20 protein-coding genes are annotated in these 17,688 nt (G+C 32.8%); 15 read left to right on the top strand and 5 right to left on the bottom strand.

Annotated elements, in window-relative coordinates; translation table 11 throughout:
* Positions 1-160: 160 nt before the first annotated feature.
* The 6 genes from QSV08_RS00580 (at position 161) to QSV08_RS00555 (ending at position 7,753) form a co-directional block, all read left to right on the top strand.
* Positions 161-1,135 carry a D-alanine--D-alanine ligase gene (locus tag QSV08_RS00580; protein WP_324025699.1) on the top strand — a complete coding sequence of 325 codons (975 nt, stop codon included), beginning with the start codon at positions 161-163 and terminating at the stop codon, positions 1,133-1,135.
* Positions 1,136-1,166: 31 nt separating this feature from the next.
* Positions 1,167-1,619 carry a pantetheine-phosphate adenylyltransferase gene (gene coaD / locus QSV08_RS00575; protein ID WP_324025698.1) on the top strand — a complete coding sequence of 151 codons (453 nt, stop codon included), beginning with the start codon at positions 1,167-1,169 and terminating at the stop codon, positions 1,617-1,619.
* A 123-nt stretch (positions 1,620-1,742) separates the two neighbouring features.
* Positions 1,743-3,584 (top strand): ATP-binding protein, encoded by a 1,842-nt coding sequence (locus QSV08_RS00570; RefSeq protein ID WP_324025697.1) that lies wholly within the window; start codon positions 1,743-1,745, stop codon positions 3,582-3,584.
* Positions 3,585-3,698: 114 nt separating this feature from the next.
* Positions 3,699-5,552, top strand: coding sequence for a PAS domain S-box protein (locus tag QSV08_RS00565; RefSeq protein ID WP_324025696.1), 1,854 nt, complete (start codon positions 3,699-3,701; stop codon positions 5,550-5,552).
* Entirely contained in the window at positions 5,539-5,943 is a 405-nt protein-coding gene (locus QSV08_RS00560; RefSeq protein WP_324025695.1) for a response regulator, read from the top strand. The genes QSV08_RS00565 and QSV08_RS00560 overlap by 14 nt, the downstream gene beginning before the upstream one ends.
* A 67-nt stretch (positions 5,944-6,010) precedes the next feature.
* Complete coding sequence (locus QSV08_RS00555; protein WP_324025694.1) at positions 6,011-7,753, top strand: M14 family metallopeptidase; 1,743 nt, start codon at positions 6,011-6,013, stop codon at positions 7,751-7,753.
* 3 nt (positions 7,754-7,756) lie between these two features.
* Here the strand turns inward: QSV08_RS00555 and QSV08_RS00550 are convergent, their stop codons facing one another.
* Entirely contained in the window at positions 7,757-8,347 is a 591-nt protein-coding gene (locus QSV08_RS00550) for an NUDIX hydrolase (RefSeq protein ID WP_324025693.1), read from the bottom strand.
* 7 nt (positions 8,348-8,354) lie between these two features.
* On the opposite strand from QSV08_RS00550, the gene pyrE reads away from it, so the two are divergent.
* Positions 8,355-8,999: an orotate phosphoribosyltransferase gene (gene pyrE / locus QSV08_RS00545; RefSeq protein WP_073247283.1), complete on the top strand. Its 645-nt coding sequence runs from the start codon at positions 8,355-8,357 to the stop codon at positions 8,997-8,999.
* A 2-nt stretch (positions 9,000-9,001) separates the two neighbouring features.
* Positions 9,002-9,394: an SRPBCC family protein gene (locus QSV08_RS00540; protein ID WP_324025692.1), complete on the top strand. Its 393-nt coding sequence runs from the start codon at positions 9,002-9,004 to the stop codon at positions 9,392-9,394.
* On the opposite strand, the gene QSV08_RS00535 is transcribed toward QSV08_RS00540, so the two are convergent.
* A complete protein-coding gene (locus QSV08_RS00535) occupies positions 9,391-10,122 on the bottom strand; it encodes a biotin--[acetyl-CoA-carboxylase] ligase (RefSeq protein ID WP_324025691.1) in 732 nt (243 codons plus the stop codon). The two genes, QSV08_RS00540 and QSV08_RS00535, sit on opposite strands and share 4 nt — an antisense overlap.
* A 93-nt stretch (positions 10,123-10,215) precedes the next feature.
* On the opposite strand from QSV08_RS00535, the gene rsfS reads away from it, so the two are divergent.
* The 7 genes from rsfS (at position 10,216) to QSV08_RS00500 (ending at position 15,553) form a co-directional block, all read left to right on the top strand.
* Positions 10,216-10,590, top strand: a complete 375-nt coding sequence (rsfS, locus tag QSV08_RS00530) for a ribosome silencing factor (protein ID WP_324025690.1) — start codon at positions 10,216-10,218, stop codon at positions 10,588-10,590.
* A 12-nt stretch (positions 10,591-10,602) separates the two neighbouring features.
* The gene (ftsH, locus tag QSV08_RS00525) at positions 10,603-12,639 is read left to right on the top strand and encodes an ATP-dependent zinc metalloprotease FtsH (protein ID WP_324025689.1); all 2,037 of its coding nucleotides are present in this window, start codon (positions 10,603-10,605) and stop codon (positions 12,637-12,639) included.
* Positions 12,640-12,680: 41 nt separating this feature from the next.
* The gene (locus QSV08_RS00520; protein ID WP_324025688.1) at positions 12,681-13,292 is read left to right on the top strand and encodes an LUD domain-containing protein; all 612 of its coding nucleotides are present in this window, start codon (positions 12,681-12,683) and stop codon (positions 13,290-13,292) included.
* A 1-nt stretch (position 13,293) separates the two neighbouring features.
* Complete coding sequence (locus QSV08_RS00515) at positions 13,294-14,097, top strand: phosphatidate cytidylyltransferase (RefSeq protein WP_324025687.1); 804 nt, start codon at positions 13,294-13,296, stop codon at positions 14,095-14,097.
* Entirely contained in the window at positions 14,087-14,770 is a 684-nt protein-coding gene (locus tag QSV08_RS00510) for a phosphatidylserine decarboxylase family protein (protein ID WP_299325769.1), read from the top strand. The genes QSV08_RS00515 and QSV08_RS00510 overlap by 11 nt, the downstream gene beginning before the upstream one ends.
* The gene (locus tag QSV08_RS00505) at positions 14,751-15,002 is read left to right on the top strand and encodes an acyl-CoA-binding protein (protein ID WP_324025686.1); all 252 of its coding nucleotides are present in this window, start codon (positions 14,751-14,753) and stop codon (positions 15,000-15,002) included. The genes QSV08_RS00510 and QSV08_RS00505 overlap by 20 nt, the downstream gene beginning before the upstream one ends.
* Before the next feature lie 80 nt (positions 15,003-15,082).
* Positions 15,083-15,553, top strand: coding sequence for a doxx family protein (locus tag QSV08_RS00500; protein WP_324025685.1), 471 nt, complete (start codon positions 15,083-15,085; stop codon positions 15,551-15,553).
* Here the strand turns inward: QSV08_RS00500 and QSV08_RS00495 are convergent.
* From QSV08_RS00495 to QSV08_RS00485, 3 genes are all read right to left on the bottom strand, one after another.
* Complete coding sequence (locus tag QSV08_RS00495; RefSeq protein WP_324025684.1) at positions 15,550-16,314, bottom strand: creatininase family protein; 765 nt, start codon at positions 16,312-16,314, stop codon at positions 15,550-15,552. The two genes, QSV08_RS00500 and QSV08_RS00495, sit on opposite strands and share 4 nt — an antisense overlap.
* A gap of 92 nt (positions 16,315-16,406) precedes the next feature.
* Positions 16,407-16,574, bottom strand: coding sequence for a lmo0937 family membrane protein (locus QSV08_RS00490; protein WP_027067903.1), 168 nt, complete (start codon positions 16,572-16,574; stop codon positions 16,407-16,409).
* A 141-nt stretch (positions 16,575-16,715) separates the two neighbouring features.
* Positions 16,716-17,600: a dienelactone hydrolase family protein gene (locus QSV08_RS00485; protein WP_324025683.1), complete on the bottom strand. Its 885-nt coding sequence runs from the start codon at positions 17,598-17,600 to the stop codon at positions 16,716-16,718.
* Positions 17,601-17,688 lie beyond the last annotated feature (88 nt).

The raw sequence follows: 17,688 nt of genomic DNA, 5'->3' as shown, positions 1-17,688 counted from the left end.
CGACAAATATAGTAAATGCCCACATACCTTTTAGCTGCTTCGGTTTATAGTTACATCTTACTTAAAAAATTAATTCAATTTGCATGAATGCTGTTCGTTTTCTTTTTTATTTTATTTCAATACTTCATCTTTGCTTTTACATTCTTAATAGACCATACAAATGAAAAAAAATATAGCAATTATAATGGGTGGGTATTCTAGTGAATATAAAATATCGCTTAAAAGTGGAAATGTGGTCTATGATTACCTGAATAAAGAAAAATTTAATCTTTACAGAATACATATTTTTAAGAATAAATGGGTCTATGTAGATAATGCTGGTAATGAAACGCCAGTTGACCGAAATGACTTCTCTATCCCTTTAAACAATACCTCTATAACATTTGATTGTGTTTTTAATGCGATACATGGTTCGCCTGGTGAAGACGGCCTTATGCAAGCATATTTCGAATTGTTAGGTATAAAACACACCTCTTGCGATTTTTATCAAGCAGCACTTACATTCAACAAAAGAGATTTACTAAGTGTATTAAAACCTTACGGAATTAAAGCGGCACCTTCTTATTACCTAAACTTAGGTGATGAAATAAATGAAACTGAAATCATTGATAAGGTAAAGCTACCTTGTTTTGTAAAGGCTAATAAGTCTGGTAGTAGTTTCGGTATTACTAAAGTTTATAAAGCTGAAGAATTAAAAGGTGCTATAGAAACTGCCTATAAAGAAGATGACGAAATTATTATTGAAGGTTTTCTTGATGGTACAGAAGTATCTGTGGGTGTACTAAAACTAAATGGCAAAACAACAGTTTTCCCTATTACAGAAATTGTTTCTGAAAATGACTTCTTCGACTACCAAGCAAAATATGAAGGTAAATCGCAAGAGATTACTCCCGCAAGAATAAATCCTGAACAAGTAGAAAAAGTAACCATCGCATCGAAAAGAATATATGATGTGCTAAAAATGACGGGCTTTTCTAGAAGTGAATTTATATTTATCGGTAACGAACCTTTCTTATTAGAGATGAACACTACACCTGGTTTAACCACAGAGAGTATATTGCCACAACAAGCTAAAGAAGCTGGTATTGAGCTAGGTATGTTATTTGAGTATGCAATTACCGAGGCATTAGCTTAATTTAACTATATTTAAAACGTAAAACCCACCTATGAGACGCGCAATTTTTCCTGGTTCTTTTGATCCTTTAACATTAGGGCATCATGATATTATTATGCGTGGCATAACTTTGTTCGATGAAATAATTATCGCAATCGGTAAAAATGCCGACAAAAAATATATGTTCAGTCTTGAGCAACGTATATCATTTATAGAAGAAGCGTTTAAAGATGTGCCTTCTATTTCGGTAAAATCATATGTAGGACTAACAGTTGACTTTTGTAAGAAAGAAGACGCTAATTTTATTTTAAGGGGATTACGTAATCCTGGTGATTTTGAATTCGAGAAGGCAATTGCCCATACAAACCGTAAGTTATCTGAGATAGAAACCGTGTTTTTATTGACCTCATCGGGCAAATCATACATAAGCTCATCTATTGTAAGAGACGTAATACGCAACGGTGGTGATTATACGGGTTTAGTACCCGATTCTGTAAGAAAATAGATGTAGTTCATCGGCCTCACAACAACATAGGCCACTTCAACCACACTTTTAGGCAAAAACACAACAAAAGGCAAGCATAAACTAGAATATTCCTATAAATTAGTAGGAAAATTCAACACACCTATGTTTAAATCACAAAATAGTTCATCTTTTTCTTTAGATTGGATAAATCAGATTCCGTCATCTATAGTCATCATTGATACAGATTTTAAACTGATCAGTGCTTCACCTAGATGGCAGGCAAATTTTGAATTGGATTTGAATGATATTGAAGGGAAGCTCTTTCTTGATCTTTTTCCTGAATTATCTCAAGATTTAAAATCTAGACTTAAATATAGCTTAGAGGGATTAAGAGATATTAAGTTTAAATATAATGCTAAAGACTGTCAGTATTCTTCTAAAGATTCTATTTGGCATCTAAACCCTTGGAAAGATGGTTATGGCAACATTATAGGTGTTATTATTAAAGTTGAACCAATTTCAAAAACTCAAGAGATTGAAATTGAACTTAATAAGACCAAACGTATTCTAAATCAAAAAAGTTCTGTTGCTAAAATAGGTAGCTGGGAATTTGATGTACTAAAAGAAGAATTACATTGGACACCAGTTGTAAACAAAATATACGGTTTACCTTCTGAATTTAAACCTAGTTTAGAACAAGCTATAGGTTTCTATGCAGAAGCTTCTAGAGAAGTTATCAAAAAGGTTGTATTAGAAGCTATAAACTCTGGTAAACCCTGGAATGAAAAGGCGCAACTTAAAAGAGAAGATGGCACCATAATTAGTGTCAACACCATCGGTAGGCCAAAATTTAAAGATGGTAAGTGTACTAGAATAATTGGTACAATTCAACATATACAAAATGAAACTAAACCAATTACAGAGGTAAACGAAAACATATTAATTGAATACCCTTTGTTTGAAAAGGTACCTTTTGGACTTGCAATTATCGATTTTACAAATGGTAATCTTTTAGATGTAAATGAACAATTTACAAAGCTTACCTCTTTTAACAAAGAACATTTTATAGGTCATAATTTTAAAAACTTTATTAAGGACAATATCATAAGTAAAAGCGCTGAACTTAAAACTCAATTAGAAGAACATGGTTCTTTTAAACCAGTTAAGTTCACATATACTAATCAAAAGAAGCATAACATCAACATAAAGATGACTGGTACTTTAGTTGAAGGCACTTCTGGAATAAAAAGTATACTATGCACCTTTGAAAATATAACCTCACAAACAAAATTAGAGAAGAACCTGAAAAATACTATTGCATCGGCAAGAGAGAAAAATGAGCAATTATTGAATTTTGCCCACATGGTATCTCATAACCTGAAAACGCATGCAACAAACTTTTCTCTTTTACTTAATTTTTTAAATGATGAGGCTGGTAAAAATCAGCGTAACAAATACATGAATATGTTGTTCAGCGCTTCAGATAACTTATCTGAAACCATAAAAGGACTTCGAGAGATTGTAGCTGTAAAGTCTAGCATTAATGAAGAGAAAAAATTACTTTCTTTAAATGAAAGCCTATTTGTTGTTGAACAAAACGTCGCTGGCTTATTAAAAGAAACACATGGTAAAATTATTAATGAAATACCAGAGACAACTCAAGTAAAGGCTTTACCGGCATATCTTAATAGTATTTTGACCAATTGTATTACCAACTCTATTAAATATAGAAGTCATGATAAAAAGCCCATTATAATATTGAGTGTTGAAGAGAATAAAAACTACACTATTTTAAGTATTGAAGATAATGGTCTAGGTATCGATTTAGACAAATATGGTAATCAGCTATTTGGACTTTACAAAACCTTTCATAGAAATAAGGATTCTAGAGGTATTGGTCTATACATTACAAAAAACCAAATGGAAGCTATGAAAGGAAATATAACTGTTGAGAGCAAGCCAAATGAAGGGACTACTTTTAGGTTTCACTTCAACAAAAAATAAAAACTAATTGAATAATTAGTTTATTGATTGTTTTACAACGTAAATGACAACATTCACAACAATTATAAACTGAATTACAGCAATCCCCCTACATTCGTAGGAAATTACATCGGTATGATAAAAGTTCCCCAGGTATCTAATACCTCGTACCTAATTAGACAATTGCCAACACCAACGGCTTTCGTAGACACTAATTATAACATTGTTCAGACATCTGACAAGTGGACGAGTATTTTTAATGAAAATGACGAGTATAGTAACTCTAGAAGCTTATTTACGGTTTTTCCGAATTTAAGTGAAAAATGGAAAATGGTATTAGAGAATTGTTTTAAAGGCAACCCTCAACCTATGGGTATTCATAAAACTATAGACGCTAAAAATAATGAACTTTGGTTCGAATGGATTAATGCGCCTTGGTATGACAACAATGAGAATATTGTAGGAGCAATAATTCAATTAAATAATATTACCGACGCCGTTAACAATGAACTAGAGCTTAATAAAAAGGATTTATTATTACAGCAACAAGCAGAAATTACCAAAATTGGAAGGTGGGAATATAATATGGAAGACAACCAATTATTTTGGTGTTCTACAACAAAAACTATTCACGAGGTATCACCAGATTTTAATCCCCATATTGAAACGGCACTTTTTTACTATAAAGAAGGTCATAGCAGAAATGCTATTTCTATGGCACTTTTTGAAGCGCAAGAAAGTGGTAAATCTTGGAGCAATTTAAAACTTCAAATTATAACCGCTACTGGAAAGGAAAAGTGGGTTATGGCTGGGGGAAAACCAATATTTAACAAAGGTAAAGTAGTCGGTTTAATTGGTACTTTTCAAGACATACACGAACAGGTAGAAGCTGACATTAAAACTATTGACAACGAAAAACTATTAAGAACATTAATCGATAATTTACCGGTCAATGTTTATATAAAAGATACTGAATCTAGAAAAATTTTAATCAATAGAGCAGAATGTGAGTATTTAGGGGTTAACGACCCAAAAATGATTTTAGGTAAAACTGATTTTGAACTCTACCCTTATGATGCTGCAGAAAAGTCTAGAGAAGAAGATTTAAAAGTAATGAATACCCTTAAACCTGTAATTGGAAAAGAAACAGTTAAAACCACTATAGATGGCAAACAAACTTCTTTTTTGAGTTCTAAAATACCCTTGTTAAATAATAAAGGTATTGCTTATGGTCTTGTGGGTATTAGCCTAGATATTTCTAAACTAAAAGAAAAAGAAAAAGAGCTTCGAAATATTATAAATATTGCATCGGTACAGAACAAAAAGCTTTTAAACTTTGCACATATTGTTTCGCATAATTTACGTTCTCACTCGGCTAATTTTTCAATGCTTTTAAACTTTTTAGAAACCGAAAAAGATGAGAAAGAAAAGAAAAATATCGTTTCTATGCTTACTACAGCTTCAAATAATCTATTAGAAACATTAGATAACCTTAATGAAGTAGTTTCAATAAATACGAATACAAATATTGCAATCAAAGAAATAAATCTAAATAGTAAAGTAGTTGATGCTTGTGATAATCTATCTCCTTTTATTTCAGTTAACAGTGGTAGAATTGTAAATAATATTCCGGCTAATTTCAACATAAAATCGGTTCCAGCATATTTAGATAGCATATTAACGAACTTTATCACCAACGCAATAAAATACAAACACCCTGATAGAGAAGCTCTAGTAATTTTAAACGCAGAGAAAAAGGGAGGTTATTCTATATTAACCATTACAGATAACGGTTTAGGTATTGATTTAGATAAGTATGGAAAAAAACTATTTGGCATGTACAACACATTTCATGAACATAAAGATGCTCGTGGTATCGGTTTATACCTTACCAAAAATCAAATTGATGCCATGAACGGTAAAGTTGAAGTAACTAGCGAAATTGAAAAAGGAACAGAATTTAAAATTTTCTTTAATGACAAAAATTAGTGACATTACTATAATCGATGACGATACTATTACGGTCTTCGGTTTACGTAAATTAATAGCTTCAAGTGTTGAATGTAATACTATTGAGTCTTATGCCAATGGTAAAATTGCATTAGACGCAATGACAGCTTTTTTTAATAATAACCAGCAAATACCTCAGATAATATTTTTAGATATTAATATGCCTATTATGGATGGGTGGGAATTTCTAAAAGAATTTCTTGAGCTTCCCATTACCCAAACTATTAGAATAAACATTGTAACATCATCAATCGACCCACGCGATTATAAACAATGGGAGTTTTTTAAAAATAAAAGCCACCATTTAATTACTTTCAATCAAAAACCAATAGACAGAAATAAAATAACAGAAATTACTCAACTAGCTTAATGCTATAAAGTAATCGCTATTTTTACAATCAATTATTGGCAATAATCACCTCTTTAATTGTTTGTATATGAAAAATATATTTCTCTTCTTTTTAGCTATTTTATTTTTCTCATGCGAGAGTAAAGTTGAAAATACGAAGACCGATTTCCCCACTCCTTTCGAAACTTCGAATAAGACAGAAACTGCTACCTATGATCAGGTAATAGATTTTTATCTAAAACTATCACAAGAATTCTCAACTATAAATATACAGACCATTGGCACAACCGATAGCGGTAAACCATTACATGTGGTCACCTATAGTTCAAAGGGTGATTTTGACTTTAAAAAATTAGGTAAAAACAATACCATGATGTTGATTAACAATGGTATTCACCCAGGTGAAAGTGATGGCATCGATGCTACCATGCTACTTTTTCGCGATTTGGCAAGCAATGAAATTGAAACTCCGAAAGAGACGATTATTTCTACCATACCTGTTTACAACGTTGGTGGTGCATTAAACAGAAATAGCACTTCTAGAGCCAACCAAAACGGACCCTTGGAATACGGATTTAGAGGTAATGCCAAAAATTATGATCTCAATAGAGATTTCATTAAAACCGATACCAAAAACGCTGCTACTTTTGCCGAAATATTTCATCTTATAAATCCGGATGTATTTATAGACAACCATGTTAGCAATGGTGCCGATTACCAATATACACTAACCCATCTATTTACCCAACATAATAAATTAGGCGGAAAATTAGGTGAATACATTCATGATTCATTGATGCCTCAATTACAAGATTCATTAGCAAAATCGAATTGGGATATTACTCCGTATGTGAATGTATTTAATACTCCCCCAGAAAAGGGATTTCAACAATTTATAGATCACCCAAGATATTCTACTGGTTATACTACACTGTTCAATACTGTAGGTATGATGGTTGAGACACATATGTTAAAACCATACGACAAGCGTGTAGCAGGTACTTATGAATTGATGCGAAAAATGATTTCCATAACTGAAAAAGATGGCGGTAAAATCAGAAATCTACGCGATGCCGCTTTATCATCTTATGACAAAAAGGAATATTACCCCACAGCTTGGACAATCGATACAACCAAAGTTTCTAATTATATTTTTAAAGGTTTTAAGGCAGATACTATTATCAGTGCCGTTACCGGTTTAAAAAGACTAAAATACAACCGAGAGATGCCGATTGAAACCGAAGTCGCTTATCAAGATTATTATACACCATCAGATTCCGTTAAAATTCCTGAAGCATATATTTTAGGTAGACAATGGCAAAATGTGATTGAAAAATTAGATTTAAATAAAATTACATACACCACGCTTCAAAAAGATTCTACAATTGCCGTAGAGTCTTATAAAATAAATGACTACAATACTTATACATCGCCCTATGAAGGTCACTACCCACATTATAACACTACCGTAAACACAACAAATAGCACTATAGAATTTCATACGGGAGATATCATAATACCGACTAATCAACCAGGTTTTAGATATCTTATAGAAACATTAGAACCCGCTGCAGTTGACTCCTTTTTTAACTGGAATTTCTTTGACACCATACTACAGCAAAAAGAAGGATTTTCACCTTATGTGTTTGAAGATACTGCCTTAAAAATGTTAGAAAATGATTCTATTTTAAAAGCCAAATTTGAGGATAAAAAAATGCTTGATTCAGATTTCAATGAAAACTGGTACAAGCAATTAGATTGGCTCTTTAAACAAAGTGATCTTTATGAAAAGGCACATTTACAATATCCGGTGTATCGAATCAAAAAATAAAATTTAATCTTCACCGAACAAAATTTTAATATTTACGTAAGAATTTTGAAGAGCCTTTTGAATTTTAGCTGGTCCTTTCCATTTGACCTTAAATATTCCTTCTTTTTTTTCAGGTTTTAATTTACCTTCAAAATCGGTACTCATAGCATACCAATATACTTGCTTCAGTTTATTGACTCCGTTACGTTTAAAAATGTGATATGTGGTACGTATATAATTATCAATAACAAGATTTCTTACGCCAGTTTCTTCTTCAACCTCGCGAATAGCACATTCTTCTATTGACTCACCCTTATCTAATTTACCTTTTGGCAAATCCCATTTATCATTTCTATAGATAAAAAGAACTTTTCCTTTCTTATTTTTAACCACGCCACCACCAGCAATGACCAAAGGAATTTCTTTAGTAAACTTCTTTAAAATTTCATCGTGGTTAGGGTGATAAATGAACGCTTCTTTCAACTTTCCCTTCCTCAATGAACTTATGGCCTCTTCTATAGATTCTTGATTTAACAAAAAATACTCCCCATTTCTAGTTTCTGAGAGTTTATTTGTCAAAATCAAAGGCAATTCATTAACAAAAACTTTATACATTTGCGTCATGGTTTTAGACAAAAACACTGCAAAAAAAACAGCAGAGCTTCTCTTGCAAATTAATGCAATAAAATTGAAACCCGAAAATCCTTTTACTTGGGCTTCGGGTTGGAAATCTCCAATATATTGCGACAATAGAATTTTACTCTCTTATCCTATCATCAGAAACTACATTCGCGATGAAATGGCAAAGCAAGTAGAACAACTTTATGGCAAGCCAGATTGTATCGTTGGGGTAGCTACAGGAGCAATAGGAATAGGAGCTCTAGTAGCTGATAAACTTAATTTACCTTTCGTATATGTAAGGCCTGAACCTAAATCTCATGGGCGTCAAAATCAGATAGAGGGTCATTTAGAAGCACACCAAACAGTTGTAGTCATAGAAGATTTGATTAGTACTGGTAAAAGTAGTTTAAACGCTGTAGATGCTTTAAGAGCTATTGATGCGAAAGTAAAAGGTATGTTAGCCGTTTTTACTTACGGTTTTGAAACCGCCGCAAATAACTTTAAAGAAAAGAATACCGAGCTTCACACTTTAAGTAGCTACGAATATCTTATTGAACAAGCATCTGATACAGGTTACGTTAAAGAAGAGCAGTTAATTACATTAATGGAATGGAGGAAAGATCCTTCAAAATGGACAAATAAATAGTTATGTTAATAGAAACACCAAAGACACAAGTATCTAAAAGCACTGAAGATACTTTCAACTTTTTGAATGACCTGCCTAATTTTAGACAGTTAATGCCAGAGAACATTGACAAATTTGAAGTTTTGAACGAGAATAGATTTCTTTTTGCTTTAAAAGGAATGCCAGAAATTGTTTTGGAGAAAAAAGAACAGACACCTTTTAGTCAAATTGTTTTAGGTGCTGCCAGTGAAAAATTACCTTTTACGTTAACTGCAGATATTATTGAAATAGAAAGCGGCAAAAGTGAGGTTGTTTTAAGTTTTAATGGCGAATTCAATGCTATGATGGCAATGATGATAAAAAAACCTATCACGAATTTTATAAATACACTATCAACGAATTTGGGTGCAGTTTAATACAACAGCTGTATTTCTTTTAACCCGTACTCTTGATAATCACCATTTTCATGTTTCACTATTAGCTTACCGCTACTAGAGACTTTTTCTATTGTTCCTGTAAATAGTGTATCATGTTGGTTCTTAAAAGTACTCTTCTCCCCTATTTTAAATAATTGAGAATGATATTGAGCGTACAATTCATTCTCTAGAGATTGTATTGGCTTATTTAAATAGCTATGCAATTGTTCTATTAAAGAATAAAATACCGAATCAAGATCAAATTCAGTACCCACAATATTTTTTAATGAAGACGCATTTGGAGCTTTTTCGAACACTTCTTGATTCACATTCAAGCCAAAACCAACTATACTTCGTTTTATTTTAGAGCCAGATAAAATATTTTCAATAAGAATACCTCCTATTTTATTATTACCTGACAGAATGTCGTTAGGCCATTTTATACTCAAATCAGGTATTCCTAAACGTTTTAAACCATCTATTATCGCAAGAGACATACAAACACTTACCAAAAAAACCTCTTTAATAGGCACATCAATATTATTCTTCAATATACTGAAAGCTAGGTTTTTACCCGGTTCAGACTCCCATTTTGCATTCATTTGACCCCTGCCCGAGGTTTGATCTCTAGTGGTAATTATAGTAAAATCTTCCAATTCTTTTTCAAATGACAACTCCTTTAAATAGGTGTTTGTAGATTGCGTGGCATCAAGTTTGATTATTTGCATTTACTGTTCTTATTGTGATTCTATAATCTATTGTTAAAAACTAGTCATAAAAGAACAAAAAAATAATAACTTTGTAAAAACTAAAATTTTTGAATGCAGGAAAGTAAAACTAGCCAAGATGAGTTAATTGCATTAATAATTCAGGGAATTGACGAAGTAAAAGGTCATAACATTAACCTACTAGATTTAAGAGAAATTGAGAATACCGTTTGTGATTACTTCATAATTTGTAACGGTACTTCAAATACGCATGTAAATGCTATTGTAGGTTCAATCCAAAAAACAGTAAGTAAAGCGATTCAAGATAAACCTTGGCACGTAGAAGGCGAAGACAATGCCGAATGGGTATTAATGGACTACGTTAATGTAGTTGTTCATGTATTCCAAAAGCAAGTACGAGATTTTTATGACATAGAAGGTTTATGGGGAGATGCAAAATTCACAACCATAGAAAGTAGCGTAAACTAATAAAAAATTAAAATGGCAAAAGAAAACAAAACAAATCCGAAAAAACCAAAATTTAGCTCTTGGTGGATTTATGGATTAGTAGCAGTCTTACTAATTGGATTTCAACTATTCAATAGTGATGATTTAGCTAACACCAATAAAACGACTACTTCAGAATTACAACAGTACTTAAGAAATGGTGATGTAAAGAAGATTCTAATTATTACAAACACCAATCAAGCAAAGGTCTTTTTAAAAGATGAAGCTATTGCTAAAGATGTACATAAAGATTTGAATGAAAAATCATTTCTTCCATCTTCAGGTAATTTACCACAGTATACTTTAGACTATGGTGATCTTCAAATATTTCAAAATGAAATAACTGAAATCAAAAAAGAAAATAATTTAGATACGATTATTGAATTTGGTAAAGAATCTACAGCCATTTTAGATTTCTTGCTATCCTTATTACCATTTGTATTAATCATTGGTATATGGATATATTTAATGCGTAGAATGTCTGGCGGCGGCGGCGGCGGTGCTGGAGGTCAAATATTTAATATTGGTAAGTCTAAAGCCAAGTTATTTGACGAAAAAACAGATACAAGAACGTCTTTTAAAGATGTTGCCGGTCTAGAAGGTGCAAAAGAAGAAGTTGAAGAGATTGTAGATTTCTTAAGAAACCCAGACAAATACACGTCATTAGGTGGTAAAATTCCTAAAGGTGCTTTATTAGTAGGTCCTCCAGGAACAGGTAAAACTCTTTTAGCAAAAGCCGTTGCAGGTGAAGCTAAAGTGCCTTTCTTTTCTCTTTCAGGTTCAGATTTCGTTGAAATGTTCGTAGGTGTTGGTGCTTCTAGAGTACGTGACCTTTTCAAACAAGCAAAAGACAAATCGCCAGCAATTATCTTTATTGATGAGATTGATGCTATTGGTAGAGCTAGAGGTAAAAATAACTTTACCGGTTCTAACGATGAGCGTGAAAATACATTGAACCAATTATTAACTGAGATGGATGGTTTCGGTACAAATACAAATGTTATTGTACTTGCAGCAACCAACCGTGCAGATGTATTGGATAAGGCTTTAATGCGTGCTGGTAGATTTGATAGACAGATATATGTTGATTTACCAGACATACGTGAGCGTAAAGAAATTTTTGAAGTACACCTAAGACCTATTAAAACAGCAGAAACTTTAGATACTGAATTTTTAGCAAGACAAACTCCTGGTTTCTCTGGTGCAGACATAGCTAATGTTTGTAATGAGGCTGCTTTAATAGCTGCTAGAAAAGAGAAGAAAGCTGTTTCTAAACAAGATTTCTTAGATGCTGTTGACAGAATCGTTGGTGGTCTAGAGAAGAAAAATAAAATTATTACTCCTGGTGAAAAAGAAACTATAGCTTATCATGAGGCTGGTCATGCAACCACTAGTTGGATGTTAGAGCATGCCGCTCCTTTAGTAAAAGTGACCATAGTACCAAGAGGACAATCTTTAGGTGCCGCATGGTATCTACCAGAAGAGCGTTTAATAGTTAGACCAGAACAAATGTTGGACGAAATGTGTGCAACAATGGGCGGTAGAGCTGCAGAGAAAGTTATTTTTAATAAAATATCTACTGGCGCATTAAGTGATTTAGAAAAAGTTACTAAACAAGCTAGAGCCATGGTAACTATCTATGGTCTTAATGATGAAATAGGAAACATAACTTATTATGATTCTGCCGGACAAGATTCTTATGGTTTTTCAAAACCTTACAGTGAAGATACCGCTCGAAAAATAGATGCTGAAATATCTAAAATAATAGAAGAGCAGTACCAAAGAGCGATTAAAGTACTTACAGACAATAAGGACAAATTAACGACTTTGGCTGAACGATTATTAGAGAAAGAAGTTATCTTTAAAGAAGATTTAGAAAAAATATTTGGTGTAAGAAATTTTGAAAAAGATATTCTAGCCTTAGAAAATAAAAAAAATCTTGAAAAGTTAAAAGATTCAGACGCTGACTCAGATTCAGATTCAGATTCAGATTCAAAAACGGAAGAGGAAGAAATTACAGAGAATAAATAAAATTGCTGTACTTTAGTTTAGCAATTATTTCAACAACGTAAATGGGGTTTTTAGATATTTTATTTGGTGGTGGTAAGAAGAAAGTTTCGAAAGAAACTGCGGAAACGCGTGGCGACCATATGCCTGATTTAAATATTCCTGTTGATGAAAAATTTACTATCCATTTTAAGCAAAATGGCGGTAAGTTTATTTACTGTGATTCTGATGTAGAAGTTTCAAGAGCAATTCAAAATATTGTTACAGAAAATAATTGGGAGAGTGAGCCTTTCTTTGTTCTCAATGAAAGGCTAGCCCAAAAATTTTCAAATGAGCCTATCACTTTTACTAATAAATCTCGTGATAGTGAAGTCTTTTTTACTACCTGCGAGCATCTTATCGCTCAAAATGGAAGTATTCTTGTATGTTCTAATCAACTACACGAGAAAAAAGTAAATGAGCTACCAAGCAACGTTGTAGTTTTCGCTACAACCAGCCAACTGGTAGAGTCTATAGGTGAAGGTCTAAAGACCATCAAGAAAAAATATGGTCAAAAAATACCGGCCAATATCACTACATTAAAACACTTTAAAGCTACCGAAGAAAATTCAGATGATTTTCTAACATATGGTAGTAGTACTAAAAATCTTTATCTTTTACTTCTGGAAGATTTATAGTATGAAAGAAATTTTAAGAAGGTCACTAACGGGGGCTGTCTACATTATATTATTATTGTCAGCAGTCTTTTTAAGTTCTGATGCTTTCGATTTTTTATTCATGACCTTTGGTTTGGCTTGTTTATACGAGTATAAAAAATTGGTACACTTAAAAGGCTATCACATTTTTGCTGCGTATTTGGCATTATGGTGGGCTTTTATTTATTTGGTGAAAGACCAACAACTCATCAATATTTTAATGGTGATTACCATAGTTGTTGACATCTACCTTTTGATCAACCTTTTCACTAAAAAACCGATTAAATTCAATACTCCGATGAAGTTTATAGTCGGACTATTCTATATAGGCGGTGGATGCATCTTTCTAACAATGATACCTTACAAGAATGATGCCTTTGCCAAATTGTTAATCATGGGTATCTTTATTCTGATATGGGTAAATGATTCATTTGCCTATTTGGTAGGTAAGAGCATAGGCAGAACAAAATTATTTCCTTCAGTTTCCCCTAAGAAAACCATTGAAGGTACCTTAGGAGGCTTTATATTTGCACTTATAGCCGCATATTTAATGGCTACCTTTGAAGCTTTAATTAGCCCAATTCAATGGATGATTCTTGCAACTGTTATTGTTGTTGCCGGTAGTTTGGGCGATTTAATAGAATCGAAATTAAAAAGAGCAGCTGGTGTCAAAGACAGTGGCGCTATATTACCAGGCCATGGTGGCATGTTAGATCGCTTAGATAGTTTGGTCTTTGCAGCTCCATTTGCTTATTTAACCTTAAATATATTTAGTTATGTTTCATAAAGAGGGACAAAAAATTATATTGTTTTCTTTTTGTTTAGTTGGAATCAGCGTACTCTTAGCTCATTTCTTCATTGATATATCTTGGTTAAAACTGACCATTCAATTACTGGGTTTAATACTGTTGATAATCATTCTTCAGTTTTTCAGAAACCCTAAAAGAGTAGCTGCAAAAGATTTCAACGAAATTCTGTCTCCTGTAGATGGTAAAGTCGTTGTTATTGAAGAAGTTTTTGAAAAAGAATTCTTTAAAGAAAAGAGAAGACAGGTTTCTATTTTTATGTCTCCTGTAAATGTTCACGTAACAAGATACCCAGCTAGTGGTAGCATTATTTTTTCTAAATACCACCCCGGTAAATTTCTAGTTGCGTGGCACCCTAAATCTAGTGAAGAAAACGAAAGAACTACTGTAGTAATAAAGACTCCAAAATTTGGCGAAATTTTATATCGACAAATAGCAGGTGCATTAGCTAGACGTATTGTTAATTACGCAGAAAAAGGGGAAAGTGTACAACAAGGTGATGATGCAGGGTTTATAAAATTTGGATCTAGAGTTGATTTATTTTTACCTTTAGATTGTCAAATCAATGTAAAGCTAAACCAAAAGGTTAAAGGTGCAGAGACTTGTATAGCAACTTTTGTTGACCCAAACGAGAATGAAGAAATTACGTATTGAATTTGAGGAAACCGTTGCTTTGGTCAATAACTTTACCGAACCGATCCCAGCAGATATACTTTTAAAGTTGTATGCTTATTACAAAATAGCCAATGACAATTTTGACAACCCTGGCAGTAAAACTCCCTTAATTAATGCGTTTAAAGCAAATGCATTGATTCAAGCCAAGAACATGAGCAAGAAAAAAGCGATGCAATCTTATATTGATTTAGTCACCAAAGAACTAAAATGATAATTATCGATTATCTAAATATTAGTTGATGTCGTGTCTATATGGTTTAAAATAATTAGTAAACAATTGACCAACATTCGATGAAAAGATTAGAAAAGATAAAGACCAATATTCTTCGTATTTCTATCGGTGTTGTGTATCTAATTTTTGGCTTTATAAAATTTATTCCACACTTGAGTCCGGCCGAAGATCTAGCCACTGACACAATTAGTATTTTAACTTTAGGAATTTTACCCTCGCAGATAGCCTTAATCTCATTAGCAATAGGAGAAACTTTGATAGGCATCTTTCTTATAGCAAACTGGAAACCTAGATTATTTATTGGTATCGCTATAATTCATATACTATTTACATTTAGCCCACTATTCTTATTACCTGAAGAAATTTTTGGCAAAGGCGAATTAGTATTCACCCTAGCAGGACAGTACATTTTTAAAAATATCATTATTTTAAGTGCTTTAGTATCCTTGAAAATTGATTTGGATATTAATCTAAGAAGAAAAGCATCTCTAGCATCATCTTCAAATAAATTAGTAGCCATTAAAAATTAATGATATAAATCTTTTAAGTCGGCGTCGCAAAGGGAACAAAACAAATCATTTAATTTTTGGCAAACGTCATTAAAAAAACGTTCTCCTTTTTCTGCAGTAGCAAACTCCGGATTACCAATACCGGTATCGCTACTCACCTTAGACCATTGTCTTTCTGCCCAAGCCCAACCTTCATTAAATGCTTCTATTTTGAATGACTTAGCACTACCACTACCCCATTTCTCTTTTGGCTGAACTAAATCGGGTCTTAAATAAAGCATCAAACTTGTTTCCATTTCATCGGCATGATCACCTTTTTCTTGAAAATATTTAGATTTATCTAGCATTGGCGGAAAAAAGCAAAAGCTTATAAACATCTCAGGAAACAACAAGCCCAACTCTCTTACAATAGGTTTAAAATTATTACCACCATGACCATTAAAAAGCAATAACTTTTTAATGCCTTGCCTATTTAATACTGTCACCAAATCTTTAAGAATAGCCAATTGCGTTGACGGATTTAAGTTCATATCTAAATAAATGTCACTCTGACCTGTGTTTACACCATAAGGAATGGTTGGTAGAACAATCACCTTCTTACCTTTGCTCCATGCTATTTTAGCAGCCGATTCAACCATACTTTGCGCTTGATAATTATCTGTACCGTATGGCAAATGATAATTATGCGCCTCTGTAGCACCCCAAGGCAAAACTGCCAATTCTATTTGTTCTTCTTTTAAATGCTCCCAATTCGTTTCGGCAAGTACATAAGGTCTAATCATAGTATTAAAGATACTATTTAAGCATAAAAAAACCCTTGAAATTAATCAAGGGTTCATATATTTTTTGATAAATATGGTTTCTTAAATCTGACTTACAAGACTTTCTTACCTGATATGATATTGTATAGAATAACAATAACTGCAATCACCAATAGAATATGTACTAAACTACCGGTTGCAAGACCAGGAACAATACCTAACATTCCCAATAACCATATAATTATACAAATAACTGCTACTAACCATAATAGACTTCTCATAATGTGTTTTTTTTTAGATTGTTTATATGACAAAAATAAAGGGATTACCTCTGTATGCTTAACTCAAAGCAATTGATTACTAGCTCAAAATCAGAGCGATAATCAACACACAAACAATTAAAAACACTGATAATCAGCAATTTAAACTAAATTTTCTTTAAAAAACTCAATAGTACGTGACCAAGCTAGTTCTGCCGCAGGCTCATCATATCTTGGTGTAGATGTATTATGAAAGCCATGATTTACCTCTGGGTAGAAATAGGCAACATTCTCTTTACCAAGTTCATTTAAAGTCTTTTCATAAGCCGGCCATCCGGCGTTTACACGTTCGTCTAAACCTGCATACTGAAACATCAAAGGCGCATTTATATTTTCTATACCTTCTGTTGGCTGACCACCATAGAAAGGTACAGCAGCTGCCAAATCTGGTACTTTTACTGCCATCATGTTAGAAATCCATCCTCCGAAACAAAAACCTACAACTCCTATTTTACCATTGCAGCTTTCATGATTTTTCAAATAATCAAATGCCGCTATAAAATCTTCTAACATTTCATCTCTATCTCGCGTTTTCTGCATCTCTCTACCTTCATCGTCATTACCCGGATAACCACCTAACGGACTCAAAGCATCTGGAGCAATGGTTACAAAACCTGCCAAAGCTGCTCTTCGCGCTGTATCTTCTACATACGGATTCAAGCCTCTATTTTCATGAACCACAACAATACCTGGCAATTTACCATCTGCCGATTTTGGTTTTGAAAACAATGCCTTTATTTCGCCACCACCCTTAGAAGAATCATAAGTAATAAAACCCGAATCTAAATCTGGATTATCTTTAGCTACTAAAAAAGTATTTTTATAATCAGGCATTAAAAAGCTCATCAACGAAGGTACTGTGAGACCGCCAACGGCATATACCGATAGTTTCTGAACAAAGTCTCGACGCTCTAATTTATTATGTGCATAAGCGTCATAAAGGTCGAATACCTCTTGCTTAATATCTTCTTTTTTTAGTGGTTTCATTTTTCTAGCTTTTTTGTTCTATTTAAAAGTACGAAAACAACATGACTGCCTAAATACTTTTATCAATAGAAAAAGCCTCATTCCCAAT

Source organism: Maribacter sp. BPC-D8 (genome assembly GCF_035207705.1).
In the GTDB taxonomy this organism is placed as follows: domain Bacteria; phylum Bacteroidota; class Bacteroidia; order Flavobacteriales; family Flavobacteriaceae; genus Maribacter.
The sequence above is the reverse complement of the archived record's forward strand: the minus strand, read 5'-3'. Positions and strand labels throughout refer to the sequence as shown.

Excerpts from the sequence above, each read along its gene's own strand:
- QSV08_RS00580 (WP_324025699.1), top strand. The coding sequence starts at position 161 with ATGAAAAAAAATATAGCAATTATAATGGGTGGGTATTCTAGTGAATAT.
- coaD (WP_324025698.1), top strand. The coding sequence starts at position 1,167 with ATGAGACGCGCAATTTTTCCTGGTTCTTTTGATCCTTTAACATTAGGG.
- QSV08_RS00570 (WP_324025697.1), top strand. The coding sequence starts at position 1,743 with ATGTTTAAATCACAAAATAGTTCATCTTTTTCTTTAGATTGGATAAAT.
- QSV08_RS00565 (WP_324025696.1), top strand. The coding sequence starts at position 3,699 with ATGATAAAAGTTCCCCAGGTATCTAATACCTCGTACCTAATTAGACAA.
- QSV08_RS00560 (WP_324025695.1), top strand. The coding sequence starts at position 5,539 with ATGACAAAAATTAGTGACATTACTATAATCGATGACGATACTATTACG.
- QSV08_RS00555 (WP_324025694.1), top strand. The coding sequence starts at position 6,011 with ATGAAAAATATATTTCTCTTCTTTTTAGCTATTTTATTTTTCTCATGC.
- QSV08_RS00550 (WP_324025693.1), bottom strand. The coding sequence starts at position 8,347 with ATGTATAAAGTTTTTGTTAATGAATTGCCTTTGATTTTGACAAATAAA.
- pyrE (WP_073247283.1), top strand. The coding sequence starts at position 8,355 with ATGGTTTTAGACAAAAACACTGCAAAAAAAACAGCAGAGCTTCTCTTG.
- QSV08_RS00540 (WP_324025692.1), top strand. The coding sequence starts at position 9,002 with ATGTTAATAGAAACACCAAAGACACAAGTATCTAAAAGCACTGAAGAT.
- QSV08_RS00535 (WP_324025691.1), bottom strand. The coding sequence starts at position 10,122 with ATGCAAATAATCAAACTTGATGCCACGCAATCTACAAACACCTATTTA.
- rsfS (WP_324025690.1), top strand. The coding sequence starts at position 10,216 with ATGCAGGAAAGTAAAACTAGCCAAGATGAGTTAATTGCATTAATAATT.
- ftsH (WP_324025689.1), top strand. The coding sequence starts at position 10,603 with ATGGCAAAAGAAAACAAAACAAATCCGAAAAAACCAAAATTTAGCTCT.
- QSV08_RS00520 (WP_324025688.1), top strand. The coding sequence starts at position 12,681 with ATGGGGTTTTTAGATATTTTATTTGGTGGTGGTAAGAAGAAAGTTTCG.
- QSV08_RS00515 (WP_324025687.1), top strand. The coding sequence starts at position 13,294 with ATGAAAGAAATTTTAAGAAGGTCACTAACGGGGGCTGTCTACATTATA.
- QSV08_RS00510 (WP_299325769.1), top strand. The coding sequence starts at position 14,087 with ATGTTTCATAAAGAGGGACAAAAAATTATATTGTTTTCTTTTTGTTTA.
- QSV08_RS00505 (WP_324025686.1), top strand. The coding sequence starts at position 14,751 with ATGAAGAAATTACGTATTGAATTTGAGGAAACCGTTGCTTTGGTCAAT.
- QSV08_RS00500 (WP_324025685.1), top strand. The coding sequence starts at position 15,083 with ATGAAAAGATTAGAAAAGATAAAGACCAATATTCTTCGTATTTCTATC.
- QSV08_RS00495 (WP_324025684.1), bottom strand. The coding sequence starts at position 16,314 with ATGATTAGACCTTATGTACTTGCCGAAACGAATTGGGAGCATTTAAAA.
- QSV08_RS00490 (WP_027067903.1), bottom strand. The coding sequence starts at position 16,574 with ATGAGAAGTCTATTATGGTTAGTAGCAGTTATTTGTATAATTATATGG.
- QSV08_RS00485 (WP_324025683.1), bottom strand. The coding sequence starts at position 17,600 with ATGAAACCACTAAAAAAAGAAGATATTAAGCAAGAGGTATTCGACCTT.